The sequence below is a fragment of the Haladaptatus sp. HS23 genome (genome assembly GCF_056892285.1).
Genome location: NZ_JBXGLH010000001.1, coordinates 339,968 through 357,162 on the forward strand (window position 1 = coordinate 339,968; position 17,195 = coordinate 357,162).

At 62.8% G+C, this 17,195-nt stretch carries 14 protein-coding genes; 7 read left to right on the plus strand and 7 right to left on the minus strand.

Going from position 1 to position 17,195, the window contains the following annotated elements; translation table 11 throughout:
* The first annotated feature begins 5 nt into the window (after positions 1–5).
* Positions 6–440 carry a universal stress protein gene (locus AC1XDK_RS01825; RefSeq protein ID WP_483348069.1) on the plus strand — a complete coding sequence of 145 codons (435 nt, stop codon included), beginning with the start codon at positions 6–8 and terminating at the stop codon, positions 438–440.
* Positions 440–2,653, plus strand: a complete 2,214-nt coding sequence (locus AC1XDK_RS01830; protein ID WP_483348070.1) for an amino acid permease — start codon at positions 440–442, stop codon at positions 2,651–2,653. The genes AC1XDK_RS01825 and AC1XDK_RS01830 overlap by 1 nt, the downstream gene beginning before the upstream one ends.
* Positions 2,654–2,685: 32 nt before the next feature.
* Here AC1XDK_RS01830 and AC1XDK_RS01835 read toward each other — a convergent pair whose 3' ends face one another.
* Positions 2,686–4,284 carry a TrkH family potassium uptake protein gene (locus AC1XDK_RS01835; protein WP_483348071.1) on the minus strand — a complete coding sequence of 533 codons (1,599 nt, stop codon included), beginning with the start codon at positions 4,282–4,284 and terminating at the stop codon, positions 2,686–2,688.
* Complete coding sequence (trkA, locus tag AC1XDK_RS01840; RefSeq protein WP_483348072.1) at positions 4,281–5,621, minus strand: Trk system potassium transporter TrkA; 1,341 nt, start codon at positions 5,619–5,621, stop codon at positions 4,281–4,283. The genes AC1XDK_RS01835 and trkA overlap by 4 nt, the downstream gene beginning before the upstream one ends.
* 290 nt (positions 5,622–5,911) lie before the next feature.
* On the opposite strand from trkA, the gene AC1XDK_RS01845 reads away from it, so the two are divergent.
* Complete coding sequence (locus AC1XDK_RS01845) at positions 5,912–6,940, plus strand: DHH family phosphoesterase (protein WP_483348073.1); 1,029 nt, start codon at positions 5,912–5,914, stop codon at positions 6,938–6,940.
* Between the two features lie 21 nt (positions 6,941–6,961).
* Here the strand turns inward: AC1XDK_RS01845 and AC1XDK_RS01850 are convergent, their stop codons facing one another.
* The 3 genes from AC1XDK_RS01850 to AC1XDK_RS01860 all read right to left on the minus strand — a co-directional run bounded on the left by AC1XDK_RS01850 (position 6,962) and on the right by AC1XDK_RS01860 (position 10,277).
* Complete coding sequence (locus tag AC1XDK_RS01850; RefSeq protein WP_483348074.1) at positions 6,962–9,379, minus strand: amino acid permease; 2,418 nt, start codon at positions 9,377–9,379, stop codon at positions 6,962–6,964.
* Between the two features lie 157 nt (positions 9,380–9,536).
* The gene (locus AC1XDK_RS01855; protein WP_483348075.1) at positions 9,537–9,743 is read right to left on the minus strand and encodes a hypothetical protein; all 207 of its coding nucleotides are present in this window, start codon (positions 9,741–9,743) and stop codon (positions 9,537–9,539) included.
* A 120-nt stretch (positions 9,744–9,863) separates the two neighbouring features.
* On the minus strand, positions 9,864–10,277 hold the full coding sequence (locus AC1XDK_RS01860) for a hypothetical protein (RefSeq protein WP_483348076.1): 414 nt from the start codon (positions 10,275–10,277) through the stop codon (positions 9,864–9,866).
* A gap of 162 nt (positions 10,278–10,439) precedes the next feature.
* Here AC1XDK_RS01860 and AC1XDK_RS01865 point away from each other — a divergent pair, with 162 nt between their 5' ends.
* Positions 10,440–11,408, plus strand: coding sequence for a succinylglutamate desuccinylase/aspartoacylase family protein (locus tag AC1XDK_RS01865; protein ID WP_483348077.1), 969 nt, complete (start codon positions 10,440–10,442; stop codon positions 11,406–11,408).
* Positions 11,409–12,185: 777 nt separating this feature from the next.
* Here AC1XDK_RS01865 and AC1XDK_RS01870 read toward each other — a convergent pair.
* Positions 12,186–13,259, minus strand: a complete 1,074-nt coding sequence (locus AC1XDK_RS01870) for an mRNA cleavage and polyadenylation specificity factor-like protein (RefSeq protein WP_483348078.1) — start codon at positions 13,257–13,259, stop codon at positions 12,186–12,188.
* A 58-nt stretch (positions 13,260–13,317) separates the two neighbouring features.
* Here AC1XDK_RS01870 and AC1XDK_RS01875 point away from each other — a divergent pair, with 58 nt between their 5' ends.
* The 3 genes from AC1XDK_RS01875 (at position 13,318) to AC1XDK_RS01885 (ending at position 16,114) form a co-directional block, all read left to right on the plus strand.
* Entirely contained in the window at positions 13,318–14,121 is an 804-nt protein-coding gene (locus tag AC1XDK_RS01875) for an alpha/beta fold hydrolase (protein ID WP_483348079.1), read from the plus strand.
* A 116-nt stretch (positions 14,122–14,237) separates the two neighbouring features.
* Positions 14,238–14,942, plus strand: coding sequence for a 5-formyltetrahydrofolate cyclo-ligase (locus AC1XDK_RS01880; protein WP_483348080.1), 705 nt, complete (start codon positions 14,238–14,240; stop codon positions 14,940–14,942).
* Positions 14,943–15,055: 113 nt separating this feature from the next.
* A complete protein-coding gene (locus tag AC1XDK_RS01885; RefSeq protein WP_483348081.1) occupies positions 15,056–16,114 on the plus strand; it encodes a right-handed parallel beta-helix repeat-containing protein in 1,059 nt (352 codons plus the stop codon).
* A gap of 42 nt (positions 16,115–16,156) precedes the next feature.
* On the opposite strand, the gene AC1XDK_RS01890 is transcribed toward AC1XDK_RS01885, so the two are convergent.
* On the minus strand, positions 16,157–17,152 hold the full coding sequence (locus tag AC1XDK_RS01890; protein ID WP_483348082.1) for an AI-2E family transporter: 996 nt from the start codon (positions 17,150–17,152) through the stop codon (positions 16,157–16,159).
* Positions 17,153–17,195 lie beyond the last annotated feature (43 nt).

The following is a 17,195-nucleotide window of genomic DNA, read 5'->3' on the forward strand; positions in this document are numbered from 1 at the left end:
GTCACATGACGGGGCTGTTCGAACGAATCCTCCTCCCGGTTGCGAGCGAAGAGGACGCGAAAACGACCTGTGACGTGGCGCTCGACCACGTTGCCGATGCCCGCGGCCGCGTCGTCGCGGTTCACGTCGTCGAAAAGGGCGGCGGGGTTCCCGACAAGGCGTCGGTCGAACAGCGCGAAGAACGGGCGGCGGACATACTTTCCGTCGTCTCGGACCGCTGTGACGCCGCCGGAATTCCCGTCGAAACGGAACTCACGTACGGCACGAACGTCGCCGAGGCCATTTTCGACGTGGCGGACGACGTGGACGCGACGGCGATCGTGTTCTCGCCGCGGAGCGGCAGTCGATGGATACAACTGCTCACGGGGGACGTGGCGCACACGCTCGTCATGGAGACGGACCGACCGATAATCGTCCTTCCCGACACGGAGACTAACTGATGGCGGACGAGGAACTCGCGAAAGACCTCGGCCCGCTCGCCGCGCTCACCATCGGCGTTGGAACCATGATCGGCGCGGGAATCTTCGTCCTTCCCGGCGTCGCCGCCGCGGAGGCCGGACCGCTCGTCATCCTCTCGTTCATCGTCGGCGGCGTCGTCGCGGTGCTGACTGCCTTTTCCGCGAGCGAACTCGGCACCGCGATGCCGAAGGCGGGCGGCGCGTACTACTACATCAATCACGCTCTCGGCCCGCTGTTCGGATCCATCGCGGGATGGGGTAATTGGATGGGGTTGGCGTTCGCCTCGGCCTTCTACATGTTGGGCTTCGGCCAGTACGTCACCGAATTCCTGTCGGTGCCGTCAGTCGGCTTCCTCTCGCCCGCACAGCTCGGCGCGTTAGTGGCCGGCTTGCTGTTCGTCCTCGTCAATTACGTCGGCGCGAAGGAGACGGGAAAACTGCAGAACATCATCGTCGTGACGCTCGTCGGGATTCTGACGGTGTTCTCCATCGTGGGCGCGTTCCACGCCGACCTCTCGACGCTTCGACCGTTCGCGCCCAACGGCATCACGCCGCTGTTGCCGACGACGGGGCTCATCTTCGTCTCGTACCTCGGCTTCGTCCAAATCACGTCCGTCGGCGAGGAGATTCAGAACCCCGGCAAGAACCTCCCGCGCGCCGTCATCGGGAGCGTCGTCATCGTGACGATTATCTACGCGCTGGTGTTGTTGGTACTCCTCTCCGTGGTCGAACTCGACGTCGTGGCGAACAACGACACCGCGGTGGTCGAAGTGGCGAGCATGCTGATGGGGTCCGCCGGGGCGGCGGCGCTCACGTTCGGCGGCCTGCTCGCGACGGCTTCCAGCGCGAACGCCTCGATTCTCGCGTCCTCGCGCATCAACTTCGCCATGGGTCGGGACAAAATAGTGAGCAACTGGCTCAACGACATCCACGACCGGTTCAGCACCCCGTACCGTTCCATCGGCGTCACGGGCGGTCTCATCCTCCTGTTCGTCGTCATCGGCGACGTGGAGGTACTCGCCAAGGCCGGAAGCGTCCTCCACCTCGTCATCTACGGGCTGCTCAATGTCGCGCTCATCGTGATGCGGGAGGCCGACACGGAGAATTACGACCCGGAATACCGCGTGCCGTTGTACCCGTACACCCCGGTTCTTGGGGCCATCACGTCTTTCGGTCTCATCGGGTTCATGACGTCCGAAATCCCGCTCGCCGTCGTCTTCGTCGCCGGCGCGGTCGGGTGGTACTTCCTGTACGCTCGCGGGAAAACGGAGAAACAGGGCGTCCTCACCGACTACGTCCTCAGCCGACCGGACGGTATGCCCGAACCGGCCGTCTCCGCCGCGTCGTCGGTAAAGCCGGACGGCGGAGACTACCGAGTGATGGTGCCGCTGGCCAATCCCGAACACGAGACGGACCTCATCTCGCTCGCCAGCGCCGTGGCGAGCCAACGCGGAGGAACGGTCGTCGCGACGCACATCGTCCAAGTGCCGGACCAGACGCCGCTCGCCAGCGGCGCGGCGCACGTCGAGGAACTGGACGCCGAATCGGCGGACCTCCTCGAACAGGCGCGGAACGACGCCGAGACGTTCGGCGTCCCCGTCGAAACCCATACCATCCTCTCACATCGTTCGTTCGAGGAGATATTCGATGCGGCCCAAAGCCACGGCGCTGACCTCGTGGTCATGGGATGGGGAGAGGACAGCCACGGGTCCCCCGGGCGAGCCGAGAGCGCCCTCGACGAACTGACGAACGGGCTTCCCTGCGACGTCGTCGTCCTCCGAAATCGCGGATTCGACCCCAGTCGCGTACTCGTCCCCACCGCGGGTGGACCGGACTCCGCACTCAGCGCGGCCATCGCACAGATGCTGCAAGCGGAGTACGGCTCCGAACTCTCGCTCCTCCACGTCACGGACGAGTCCCGGGAAGCGGGCGAGGAGTTCCTCGCCGACTGGGCGAGTGACCACGACATCACGGACGCGAATTTCGTCGTCGTGGAAGCGGACGACGTGGAAGCGGCCATCGAACGCGCGGCGGCCGACTGTTCGCTGCTCGTCATCGGCGCGACGGAGGAGGGACTCCTCGCGCGCCTCTTCCGAGGGTCGCTCGCGCTCGACATCGTGGACGACGTGGACTGTTCCGTCCTGCTCGCGGAGAAGGAACGAAAGCGGTCGGTTCGGGAACGTCTCCTCGGGTAGCCGTACCCGACCGTCACCGTTTATCGGAACGACTACGACCGCCAGTACGCGCCCGTCAGCAGGACGAACACCGGGAAGATTTCCAACCGTCCGACCCACATCAGAACGACCATGAGCAGTTTTGCGCCGTTCGAGAAGGGCAGGTAGTTGTTCATCGGGCCGACGAGTTGGAACCCCGGACCCACGTTCCCGAGCGTCGAAGCGATGGCGCTCATGGCTTCGAGCGTGTTGATGTTCGGCCCGGTCCGTTCGATGTCGAGGAAGAGGAAGAGCGTGGCGACGAGGAAGATGACCACGTAGAGGAGCGTGAATGCGTAGATACCGCGAACCGCGCGTTCGTCGAGCGCCCGACCGCCGAGTCGAACCGGACGGACCGCCTCCGGGTGGACGTTCGTGAACAGTTCCCGACGGAACGATTTCAGGATGACGAGCCAGCGAACGATTTTGATGGCACCGCCGGTCGAACCCGCACATCCGCCGATGAGCATCGCGGTCAGCATGAGGTACTGGGCGGAACTGTTCCACGTGTTGAAGTCCATGCTCGCGTACCCCGTCGTCGTGACGATGGAGATGAGTTGGAAGGTGGCGTGACGAATCGACGATTCGATGTTCCCGGCGACCGGCGGGCCGTTGGGGACGAACACCAGCCCTTGATGGGTGTACAACAGGACGGACAGAATCGCGGAGAGGACTGCCAAGATGCCGATGTAAAACCGGAACTCCACGTCCTCGAACAGCCGTCGCGGGTTTCCGTTCAGGACGTGCCAGAAGAGCGCGAAGTTCGTCCCTGCCGCGATCATGAACGGGACGATGACCCACTGAACGACGGCGGAGAACGCCTCGATGCTCCGTGCTTCGGGGGAGAACCCCCCGGTCGCCATCGTCGTGAATCCGTGCGCTACGGCGTTGTAGAACGTCATGCCCGGCGCAATTGGCATCCCGAGCACCTTCCCGAGAACGTGGAGGCCGAACAGCAGGACGATTTCGAGGGCGGTGATGCCGAGATACGCCTTCCAGAGCGCCCGGGCCGTCTCCGCGATTCGCGGGGTGAGCTTCTGAATGCCGGGACCGGGCGCTTCCGCGTCCATCAACTGTGCGCCCCCGACGGACAGTTCCGGCAGAATCGCCACGGCGAGGACGACGATTCCCATCCCGCCGAGCCACTGGGTCAACTGCCGCCACATCAACAGCGCGCGGGAGTGCGTTTCGAACGAGATATCGCCCATCACCGTCGCACCGGTCGTCGTGAACCCGCTCATGCTCTCGAACAGCGCGTTGACGGGATGTGCGAGCGTGGATGGTCCCGACGTGACGGCGATGTACGGATACCCGCTCAGCAACGAAACGTCGTTTCCGGCGATGACGTAGGGGAGACCACCGACGATCGACACGGCGAACCACGTCAGTGCGACCATTAAGAACCCTTCCCGCGCGCCGAGGTCGGGGTCCGGGTCGACCCGTTCGAGCGACCACCCGACGGCGACGGCGATGGCGATGGTCGTGACGAAGGTTCCGATACCCTCCCCGTAGTACAAGCCGACGAGCAACGGGAACACCAGCGGGACGGAGAGCCACTTCACGACCGTTCCGACGAGGCTGACGCTGGCCCGCCAATCGACGCGAAGGGTCATAGCGCGGCGCTCACCTCGGCGACCACGTCTCGATGGACGAACACCACGATGTGGTCGCCGCGTTTCACCGTCGTGTCGCCGCGCGGGACGATGAACTCCCCGTTCCGGGTTATCGCGCCGATGACGACCCCGTCGGGGAGGTCGGCGACGCCCTCGCTGATGGGTCTATCGAGGAGGACGCTGTCGCCGTCGATTTCTATTTCGAGCACTTCCGCGCGGTCGTTCTCGATGAGGGCGATGTTCTCGGCGCGCTCCTCGCGGGTGAACCGGGTTATCTCCTCCGCCGTGACCTCGCGCGGGTTTATCACCACGTCGATGCCCACCGTCTCGAACAGGGAGACGTACTCCGTGTTCTCGACGATGGCGATTGACCGCTCGGCACCGAGTTGGCGAACCAACAGGGACACGAGGAGGTTCTTCTCGTCGTTTTCCAGCGCCGCGACGACCACGTCGGCTTCGTCCACGTGTTCTCGCACCAGGAAATCCGTATCCGTGGCGTCGCTCGCCATGACGACGGTTCCCGGTAACTCCTCGGCGAGTGTCCGGGCGCGGGTCGGGTTCTGCTCGATGAGTCGCGGGCTGAGGTCGCGGTTTTCGAGCAGTCGAGCGGTGTGGAATCCGATTTCGCTCCCGCCGATGACGACCACGTCCTTGTCCGTACTGGGTACCTCCTCGGGTGCGACTTCCATGGCGAACCGCTGGACGCTCTCGGGACTCCCGATGACGACCACCTTGTCGTCGGCCTGAATGACCGTCTCCCCGCGCGGGATGTCCACGTCGCCGCCCCGAATGATGGCGGCGAAGGTGAGGGAGTCGAACCGGTCGGCCTGTCGAATCGTCTGATTCGCCAGCGGACTGTCGCCCCGTACCTCGAACTCCGCCATCTGGACTTTTCCGCCGGCGAACGGGTCCACGTCGCGCGCCGCCGGAAGGCCGATGACGCGGACGATGTCCGTCGCGGTCAGGAGGTTCGTACATACCAAAAAGTCGACGCCGAACGCCCCCGCTTTCGCGTTCTCCCACGTCTGGAGGTAATCGACCTTCTTCACCCGCGCGATGGTGAACGGGTCGTCCACGGTCTTCGCCGTCCCGCACACGACGAGGTTCGTCTCGTCGTCGTCGGTGCTGGCGATGACCATGTCCGCGCGTTCGATACCCGCGTCCCGCAACGTGTCGAGCGAGGTGCCGTCCCCCTGTATCGGGAGGACGTCGAGCGTGTACGTGAGCGATTCCACTCGTTCGCCGTCCCGGTCCACGACCACGACTTCGTGCGTATCGGAGAGGCTAGCCGCGATGGACGACCCGACCTCACCCGCGCCGACGATGACGATTCGCATACGTTCGTTCGTTTCTCGTGTGCCTCTCCACCGAGAAGGTATCGTTCCGCTTCGCACGACGAGTTCCGGGGCGAACCGAACCCCGAAACGGCGACGAGAACGCCCGTATCGGGTGATTTCTTGCCGTTGCTTCGTGCGAAGGGGGAAGATACCGTTCCGTTCGTCGGCGGTAGGGCGACGCTGAAGCCACTGGTGTCAAAAATATAATCAATAACAACTACGGTCCTCGTCCTCGATGTTCCGTTTCACGTTCTCGACAGCGGTGTACGGTCGTGAACCCACGACGAACGATGTCCCTCGATACGCCCCACTTACGGCCGACCGACCGGTGTGATTCGTTGCTCTCCGTCCTCGGCGGTGCCGACTCGCTCGCGGTCGTCTGTCACAACAACCCGGACCCGGACAGCATCAGCAGCGCGCTCGCACTCGCCGCCATCGCGGAGTCAGCGGACGTTTCCCGAATCGACATCTACTACGGCGGCGAGATAACACACCAGCAAAACCGAGCCATGGTCAACCTGTTGGACGTGACCCTGCGTCCCTTCACCGAGGAGTGCCTCGATTCGACCGACCTCGTCGGATTCGTGGACCACGCGGTTCCGGGACAGAACAACTGCGTTCCCGTCGAACACGTCCCCGACATCGTCATCGACCACCATCCGAACGAGGACATCGAAGGGACGCACGTGGACCACCGCGAACACGTCGGCGCGACGGCGTCCATGCTGACGGAGTATTTACTGGAACTCGACGTCGAAATCGACGCGCGATTGGCGACGGCCCTGCTGTTCGGAATTCGACGGGAGACGCTCGAATTCACCCGGGACGCGACGGAAGCGGAATACACGAACGCCCGACATCTGCATCCGCACGCGGACGTGAACCTCCTCCGTCGTCTCTCCGATTCGTTGTTCACCCACGAGACGCTCGATTCCATCGCAGACACGATTCAAAACCGCATCGTCAGGGGTTCACACCTCGCTTCGCACGCCGGGCGAACCACCGAACGGGACACGCTCCCGCAAGCGGCCGACTACCTCCTCAACCTCGAAGGCGTCTCGACGACCCTCGTCTTCGGCATCATCGACGAGACGGTGCATCTGAGCGCACGAACCCGAAACCCGCGGATTCACGCCGGTGATCTCCTGTTAACGGCGTTCGACGACATGGGAAGCGTCGGCGGGCATCAGGCGATGGCGGGCGGGGAGATTCCGCTCGGACTGTTCGGCGCGCTCGAAGACCGGGACGACGCGTTGGTCGAACTCGTGAGCGAAGTGCTGACCGAGCGGTTCTTCCAAGAGGCGTCCTGTAACCCGTAAAACGAAACGAACGACGGTGTTCTAACGTAGCCAGCGCGAAAGCCGGGACGTGATGCCGAGGTTGCGCTTTGCCATGATGATGGTGCTCTTGGAGCGCCATCCGACCTGTTCTGGGAGCGCACCGAAGACGAACTGTTGAAGCAGTCCCTCGCGGGTCGCGCCGATGATGGTCAGGTCGTGTTCGCCGGTTCGTTCGACGATGGTGTCGATGACGTCGTCGCCGGTCAGCATCTCCGTCATTACCGTCGTCTCGTCGCTGAACTCCGCCTTCGCATCGTCGAGTACCTTCTGTGCGTCCGTGCGCTCGCTCTCGCTCGCGTCGGGACTGACGACGTGGACGATTTCCACGGTGGCGTCGTTGGAGTGGGCGATGTTGTCCGCCACCTCGGCCGCGAGTTCGGCGTGCGGGCCACCCGCCGTCGGGACGAGGATGGACTTGGCCGCACCCTCGTCCGGTCCGATACGCTCGACCAACACGTCACAGTCGGCGTTCTGAACGACTTGGTCCACGTTGCTACCGAGGACGATGTCACGTCGTTGGCTCTTGTGCTGTCCCTTCCATCCCAGGAGAACCGCGTCGCTGTCGTACTGTTCGACGGTGTTGAGGATGGCCTTCCCCACGTCGTGACCGATGCGAATCGTCCCGCTAACGGGGACGTCCTGGTCCTCGGCGATAGCCATCGCCTCGTCCAGCACCTCGCGCTGGTCGTCGATGAAGTTCCGACCCTCGGACAGCGGCGTCTGCTGTGGCACCGTGACGATGCTCATGACGAGGATTTCGCCGTTTCGGTCGCGTGCGATGTTGGTCGCGGTGCGCATAAGCTGCGGCGCGCTCTCGGGGTTGGCGATGGGGACGACGATCTGATTGTCGGCCTCCGATGGGACACGCTCGGTGACGACGGTCGGCGTCTCCTCCTCGATCTGTTCCGCCTCCTTCTGCTTGGAGTAGCCGTAGTAGACGCCCAACCCGATTATCATCCAGACCGCGGTCGTGATGAGCGCCACGAACCCGTGTGAGTTCTGTCCGGTGAGTCCCGGTTCCAGTCCGAGTTCGTAGATGAGAAACGGCGTGAGCAGGACCTGCAGGCCGATACCGATGAGCGGCGGCCACGGCATATACGGGACCTTGTACGTACGCGGCAGGTCGGGGTGCGTCTGGCGCATCCGAATGACTGTCCAGTTCACCTGCACGAATAGCAGGATGAACATGATGTCCGCCGACGCCGCGACGCTCTCTATCGGCAGGGAAATCGCCATCAGGATGATGAGGACGCCCGAGAGCAAAATTGCCCAGTGGGGCGTCCGCTTGTCGGGGTGAATCCGGTCGAAGAACGCGGGAAGCGCGCGGTCACGCCCCATCGCGAACGAGACACGACTGGACGAATACACCGTCGCGTTCAGCGCACTCATGGTAGCCGCGAGTCCGGCGAACAGCAGGAGGAACGCGCCGTACGGAACGAACTGTCCCGCCGCCTCGATGATTCCGAGTTCGCCGAGTCCGCCGAGCAAAGCCCACGTCGGGACGCTCGCTGCCGACCCGCTGACACCCGTGGCCTGGCTGACGAGTTCGGCCGTCGGGGTGATTCCGCCGATGGCCGCAAACGCGACCAACACGTAAATCGGAACGACGATAGCCATCGAATAGAAGACGGCTTTCGGCACGTTCTCTCCGGGGTTGACGACCTCTTCACCGGATTGAACGATGATTTCGTACCCCTCGAAGGCGATGTAGGTGAACCCCATCGCGCCGAGGATGCCGACGAAACCGTGGGGAGCAAAACTCGGACTGTCGAGGAACTTCGCCGTCCAGTTCGGGTTGTTGAACGTCGTCGTCAATCCGAACGCGACGAAGATGCCGAGGATGACGACCTTGATACCGGTCACGATGACGCCAGCCTTCCCCGTCTCTTCGGCACCACGGAAGTTGATGTACGCGAACCCGATAACGACCAACGCCGCCAGACCCTTCTCTGCCACGACGGGCGTAATGAAGCCCAACAAGGCGAACTCGTCCGGGAGGCCGAATCCGATTCGCATGAACTCCACGAAGAAGGTCCCGAAGGTCACGGCGTACAGCGCACAGGCGACCGCGTGGGCGAACCAACTCATCCACCCGGCGTAGAAACCGTTCGGGTCGACGAGTGCCTCTTTCACCCAGAGATAGCCACCACCGGCCTCGGGGAACGCTGCGCCGAGTTCCGCATACGAAACGGCGGTGAACATCGCGACGAACCCGTTGATGATGAACGCGACGGTCAGGGCCGGGCCGGCGATACCGGCCGCGAACCCCGTCAGGGCGAACACACCCGCCCCTATCATCGCACCGACACCGATAAACGTGATGTCGAACAGGCTCATGTCGCGGGAGAGTTCGGTCTCGACGGAACCGTCTCCCGTCGAACCGCCCTCCGCTTCCGCCTCGGTCGAACTATGGTCCATCGGTCTCACTTCGTATTCCAGTAAGGAAAGTTCTACCGCAATCGTTAGCGAACATTGTCATGAATGATTGTTACAAGGGTTGTTTTCATCGGAAGAACCGGGTAGAGCCGTTTCAGCGCACGAAACGGTTTCTACTCATCGTTATGACAGCCAAGCGCTACAGTTCCTCGTGAATCCAGTAGTGGGCGATTTTGGAAGCGTCGACCCAGTGGACTTCGTCGTCCGCGTCGATGCGAATGAACGGGTCCTCCTCGAACTCGACGTTGTGAGTGTGGAGTTCGAGTTCCTCGCCGCCGGCGAGTTTTATCATTATCTCCCCTTTCTCCTCCAAACCGTCTTCCAACCGCTCGTAGATGGATGTCATCGTAAATCTCTCCACCGAATTCAACATCGGGTGTGTTCAAAAGATTTGTTTCCAATATCGTGGATACATCGCCTCTTCCATCGTTTCAGCGCCTCTCCGGTGCGGATACGGCTGTTTCGATTAGGCGACGCCGTTGTCCCGGAGAAGGTCCGCGAGGACGTGGAAGTAGAGGAGGACGGCGGTGAAGACGGCGACTGGCGGCCAGAGGACGACCAAGATAGCCACGAGGACGCCGCCGATTGCGACGTGCGAGAGGATGCGCATGTGTTCTAACTCCGCGCTGTCCACGTCCTCGAACACCCAATCTTGGTCGCCGAAGGCGTCGACCGGATTCGACAGACACGCACGGAGGTGTCGCCAACTCTCCGTCTCGAATCGCGTGAGAACGAAGTGGTCCAAGTCGATGAAGACGCTCAGCAGGACGCCGTAGACGAACAGGGCGGCCAAAAGCGGCGGACCGAACAGATTCGAAAGCGGAACGAGCAACAGGGCGGAGACGACCGCGCCGATGAGGAGATGTTCCCGCGAGTACATCGCTCGAATCGACACGGTGAGAGGGCTAAAAGATGGCGTCCGACACTTTCACTCGATGGCGCAAATATTTATATAAGTATCTGATACCCGTCCGAAACCATCGGAAACCGAGCCGACGAACTTCGCTAGATTGATAGTGTCTCCCAAACAGCCCTGCACCCAATGCTAGGACACACTGCGGAACGTGTCACGCTGGCCCGACTTCCGTCGGGCGTCGAACTCGAAACGACGATTCACACCTACGAAGGGGCCGAAGACGGCCCGACGCTCTACATACAGGCGGCACAGCACGGACGCGAAGTCAACGGCAGCGAAGTACTTCGCCGGTTTCACGAGGAACTCGACACGGAGCGCCTCGCCGGTCGAATCGTCGCGGTGCCGGTCGCCGACCCGCTCACGTTCGACCGGGTGTCGTACACCACGCCCGAACAGCTAGACAGTATCAACCCGAACATGAACCGGGTCTGGCCAGGGGACGAGGAGGGGACGCTCCACGAGCGCATGGCGGCGACCCTCTGGGAGTTCGCCAGCGAGGCGGACGCCATCGTGGACCTCCACACGGGCAGTCCGAACATGATGACCCACGTCGTCTTCATGGAGGGCGACCGGGAGTCACGCGAGTTGGCCGAGGCGTTCGGGACCGACCTCCTCCTCTCCGAAGAGGCCGGTGACGACGCGAACGTGGAGTGGTCGGAGCGAAACTTCGGCGGCAAGTTCCGCGTCGCGGCAACGCGCGAAGGAATTCCATCCATCACGCCGGAACTCGCACACAACAAGGAAATCGTCGAACAGGCCGTCGAAACCGGGTTGACCGGCGTCGTCAACGTCTGTCGCCAGTTGGGGATTCTTTCGGCGTCACCCATCGAAAACGGGGAGAAGGTACTCGCACGCAATCACCTCGGTCGCGTCGATGCCGCCGACTCCGGGCTGTTCGTGGTCGAATCGGATCACGAACTCGGCGACCCCGTCGAGGCCGGAGAGCGCATCGGAACCCTATACGACCCGGCGACGTACGAGGTGCGCCAGAACGTGGAAACCGACCGTGACGGCGTCCTGTACGCGCTCACCCGCGAATCGACCGTCTGCGGCGGCGGGAAGCTGCTGAGCGTCGCACTGCTCCGCGAAGAGTGAGCGAGCGACGGCGATAGCTCCCCTAATTTCGGAACGCGAGCCACCGCCACGCCGAGAATCCAGTCCGAGCGAACCGGCGAGGAGATGCCGACGGCTTGGTCGTAGTAGCCGTTCGCGTCCCCTTTGGTGATGAACCCTGCGTGCGGGGCCGGGCAGTTCCGCAGTTCGGCACAGTCGTCGGCACCCGCGAGATACGCCGGATTGCCCTCGTCGTACCAGTTTTCCCCCGCGGAAACCCAGAACCGCGCCCGATGCAGGACGGGAATCGCCGACTCGTTTCCGTGGGGTCGATAGACGAGGACGTTACCCGGACCGCCGAGCGTCTCGAACCCGTCCTTTTTCCCGTTCCGTGCGGAGACGACACCGCCACGGCTGTCGGGCGGCGTCACGCGGTTTTTATCCATCACCACGACCACGTCGGACGTGTTGACGTGTGGGGACATGCTTCCGCTGATGACCGTGTACGCGGGCGGCCAGACGCCCAGCGTCGCGACGAAGAGTACGCTCACGACGAGAAGGAGTGCGACCACGCTGGCGAGCAGTCGTCGGAGGCTGAACACGACACGGTGGGACGCGAACTACGAGCTTTGTTATCTCCCACCTGTGAAACGGAATGTGACCCTTTCCGCCGAATCCGTGGACGGAAGTGGCGACAATACGGCCGATAAGTATCACAATACGGCCGATAAGTATCACAATACGGCCGATAAGTATTGTTCCAAATACGACCCTGGAAGCAGGGTGTGTCTCCCGGAAATCGAACACTACCCGTCGTAGTCACTCGCTTCCGAAATCGAGGAGCGACCGCTGATGACGCATCAACGGACGAGCGTCGTATCCGAGCTTCTGGAGGTGCCCCGCAAACTCGTCGGCGAAGCCGTGCTGCGTGTAGACGACGTCGGGGTCCACCGCCTCCACGGTCGAGACGAGTTCGTCGAAATCGCAGTGGTCCGACAGCGGAAACGTCGCGTCGTACCCCCCGCGGTAGCGATACGAACTCCTGACCGCCCACCCGGAGAACCCGACCATCGACCCGCCGACACGCTCGACGAGGTTTCGTACCCAGTCGGTTCGGGAGAGGTTCGACGGGAGAACGACGATTTCGTCGCCCGAAAGCCCGTTCGTCTCGAACGGCTCCGCGTCGAAGGTAACCTCCGTCGTCGCCTCGATCGCTGCATTCACTTTCCGAATCGCGTCGCTGACGACGATTGGACGATTCGTCGCCTGACGGGCGAGACGTTGGAGTTTCTGTGCGCGGCCGAGCGAATAACCGAACAGGAACAGCGGTTCGTCGTGGTCGGTCAGCCAATCGCATATCTCGTCCTCCAGTTCGCCCTGCGACGGGAAACGATACCGCGGGTCGCCGTAGGTCGTCTCCATCACCAACACGTCGGCTGGGACGGGGTCGAACCCGTCGAGGTACAGTCTATCCCGCGTCGAGAAGTCCCCGGTGTACAGATACCGACGATCGGCCTCGATGAGCGCCGCTCGCGACCCGACGACGTGACCCGCCGGGAGGAGTTCGATGCCCGGCACCGATTCGGTGAACTCGAATTTCGCGCTCGTTCGGGCCCGAACGAGCGCGGCGGTTTCGGCCGAACAGAGCACCGTCTCGGGAGTCCTCCGAAACGTGTGATCGGCGTGGGCGTGACTCACGAAGTTCACGTCGCCCACGGCGCTTTTGGAATCCGCGACGATGGTTCTGTCAGTCTCGATGTGAATTCCGTCCCGCAGTCGAATCACACGTTTCGTTGGGACGCGACGGATTTGAACGCTCGGGTGCGTACTGGTCGGTCCGTGACGGGAGTAGTCGGGTGCAATCGACGGGGAGGGTTCGACTCGAACTGGCACCGACCCATCGGTGCGGCTAACACGCTTAATAGCGTGCCAGTAGCAACCACGGTTTGCCATGACACGAGTAGAGACCGACGACGGAACAGAACTGTTCATTCGAGACGTGGGGGCCGGTGATCCCATCGTCCTCGTCCATGGGTGGCCGGTGGACCACCGGATGTTCGAGTACCAGTACGAAGGGCTGCTCGATGCGGGCTACCGGTGTCTCGGGGTAGACCTACGCGGGTTCGGCAAATCGGATAAGCCGTACGGCGATTACAGCTATGACCGCTTCGCCGACGACCTGAAGAGCGTGTTCGAAGCGTTCGATATCGAGAACGCGACACTCGTCGGGTTCTCGATGGGAGGCGGGGTGGCGACGCACTACATGAGCCGCCACGACGAGGCTCACGTCGATAAGCTTGCCCTGCTCAGCGCGGCGAGTCCATGCCTCACGGAGAAACCCGACTTCCCGGAGGGGCTGTCCGACGACGACCTGAAGCCGTTTGTCGAGGGGACGCGGAACGACCGAGCGGCGATAAACGCCGAATTCGGCGAGTTGTTGTTTCATACCCGTCCGAGCGACGGGATATTGAACTGGCTCTGGGGCCTCGGAATGGAGGCGTCGGGCTACGCGACGGCCAAGTCGGGCGAATCGCTCCGAGACGAGGACCTCAGGGACGAACTGGCCGACATCACGGTGCCGACTAAGGTCTGTCACGGTGTCGAGGACGAAGTCTGTCCGTTCGAAATCACGGGCAGAGTGCTCGACGAAGGCATCGAGAACACGGACCTCGTTCGATTCGATGAATGCGGTCATGGGACGTTCTACGAGGAAAAGGAGAATATCACCGACGAGATACTCGATATCGCCGGGTAGACCGAACGAATCGCCCTGTTTTTACCCGCTTTACGGTTCCGAGATACGTTCCGGAACCCTCCGTGACATGGGGTCGAAGCGTTGCGTTGAAGGCCCCGTGAGGAACCACTCCAGCCATGGACAAAGACGACCTCCGCGACCGAATCTGGACGCGGTTGGAGGAGGAGGGCATCGCTCGGTTTCCGTTCCCACCGCACGGCCGGATTCCGAACTTCGCGGGCGCTCGGGACGCGGCCGACCGACTCGCGGAACTCCCCGAATGGCAGAACGCGTCGGTGATAAAGGCGAACCCGGACGCACCCCAGTTGCCGGTTCGGCGACGAGCCTTGCGGGAGGGAAAGGTCGTCTACATGGCCCAACCCCGCCTTCGGGACGAAAAGCCGTTCATGAAGCTCGACCCGGCGGAAATCGAGGACACGGACGCTGCCGCGACGGTGTCGAAGATGGACGGCTACGCCGAACCGGTCGCTCCGGACGAGATGCCGCACGTCGATTTCGTCGTCTCCGGCAGCGTCGCAGCGACGGAAGACGGTGCCCGCGTCGGGAAGGGGGAGGGGTACAGCGACCTCGAATTCGCCGTGCTTCGGGCGTTGGGGTCGGTGGACGAGGAGACCACGATTGTCACGACGGTACACGAAGTACAGGTCGTCGAGGAAGCACCGGCGGTCGAGGCACACGACGTTCCCATGGACGTCGTGGTGACGCCGGAGCGAGTGACTCGGACCGACACCGCGTTCGAACGACCGGAGGGTATCGACTGGGACGCGCTGTCGGACGAAAAGGTCGGGGAGATACCGCTCCTCCAGCGGTTGCAACCGTGATCGAAGGGACGGACGGTATTCCAACGTCGGTTGTGACGACAACCGGAACGCAACGGGTGATTATCGGGAAGTGGCGGGTAAATAACGAACCGTGAGCGGAGCGACGTTCGTCCATGCGCGTCGAACTGCCGCCCCGGGTCGCCGTTTCGCTCATCGCCGTGCTGGTCGGGGGCCTCGTCGTTTCGACAGCCAGCGGAACACTCGCTGCAGTGGCCCCCGATTCGGCCATCGGAATCGCGGCGGGACAACAGGGGACGGGTGAGACCGAAATCGACTCCTGTCGGACGATTTCGTCCCCCGGTCGCTACGCACTCACTGCGGACGTTCGAAACGCGACGGCAGATACCTGCCTCCGCGTGACCGCGAGCGACGTGACCGTCGACGGGCGCGGCCACCGCGTCGACGGCGTCGGCGATTTCGGTACCACCGGCGTCCGCGTTGAGGGCGGGTCGAACGTGACGGTACGGAACGTGGAAGCGACCGACTGGGACGACGGAGTCCGGTTCGTCGGCACCCGCCGCTCCCTCGTGGCGAACACGACGACGGCGCGAAACCGCGTCGGTCTGTCGCTCGTGTCGTTCCGCGATAGCAGGGCTGTGAACAACGTCGCCCGTTCGAACGCCGTGGCGGGCGTCTTCCTCGTCGGGAGCAGTTCGAACGTCACGCTCCGGAACACGACGGCGAACGAGAACGCCTTGGTCGGCGTGCAACTCGTGGAGGCGACCGGAACCACCGTCACCGGAACGGTCGCCCGCGGCAACGAGTACGGTGTCGCCCTGTTGGGTGCAAACGGAAACGTCGTCCGCGAGGGCGTCGCGACCGGAAACCACATCGCCGGGATTTGGCTCTCGGCGGCCAGCGACAATCGAATCCGTGAGAACCGCGTCACGAACCGGTTTTACGGCGTGTATCTCGCGGACAGCGCGGAGAACAACACCGTCGAAGCGAACGACGCCGATGGAAATCCGGTCGGCGTCCGATTGCGGGCGAGCGATCGCAACTCGATCGTTCACAATCGGGTCGTGGACAGTAGCGACACCGGAATCCTCCTCATTTCGAGCGACGAGAACCGAATCGCTGGAAACCGAGGGGACGGAAATCGACGAGGAGTCGTCGTTTCGAAGTCCTCGTCGGGGAACGTCCGCTCGAACAATTCAGTCGAGGAAGCGTGAGGGTGGGTGGGCAGAGCGGCGACGAAACGGACGAACTGCGTGCTACTCCGCGTATTCGCGGGCAAAGACGGTGACGAGCGACCGGAAGATGCCGAGAACGATGGGTCCGAAGAACAATCCCATGAAGCCGAACACGTAGACGCCGCCGAAGATACCGACGACGAGGATGCCGGGGTTCAGTTTCGCTTCGTGTCCGCTCACTAGCGGCCGGAGGTAGTTGTCCGAGAGGCTGATAACGAGGGTTCCGTAGACGAAGAGGAACCCCGCCGCAACCGGCCGGTTGACGAGGAATAAGAAGAGCGATGCGGGGAGCCAGACGACGGACGCACCAATGAGCGGGAGCAAGGAGAGCACCGTCGTGACGACGGTCCAGAACACCACGCCCGGAACCCCCGCGATTGCAAAGCCGATTCCGGTCAGAATCCCCTGTACGACCGCGACGAGGAGGTTGCCGACCAACACGCCCCACATAACGCGGTCCATCTCGGAGTACAGTTCGTCCTGCACGTCGTCGGGGAGCGGTGTGCAGCGACGGATCCACGCGACGAGTTCGTCGCCGTCCGTGAGGAGATAGTAGAGCACGAACACCATCACGGTGAGACCGATGAGCGCGTTCGAGACGCCGCCGAAGATACCGAGCGCGTTTTCGAGCAACCGCGAGGAACTTCCCGCGGGAAGCAGTTCCTGTAACGTGCGTCCGTGGATGGTGACGCCGGTGTACTGTTCGACGAGAGCGATAAGTTCGGCGAACTGCGGGTCGCCTCGGACGATGGCCCTGACGAGCGTAACGGCCTGTTGGGCCGCGATGGCCGCGATGGCGACGACGGGGACGATGACGACGAGCGTGGTTATTCCGATGAGCGAGAGCGCGGAGATGCGGGAACTGACCCGAGATTCGAACCGGATTTGAATCGGACGGAGGATGTAGCTGAGGAGAATCGCCGCCAGCACGTACTGGAGAAACGGTTTGACGAGCAGGACTGAGAGGAGACCGAAAACGACGATGAGGAACAGTAGAAATCCGCGTTGCCGATTCATGCCGGAAAAACGACGGGAGATGGTATAAATCAATCCGACGACA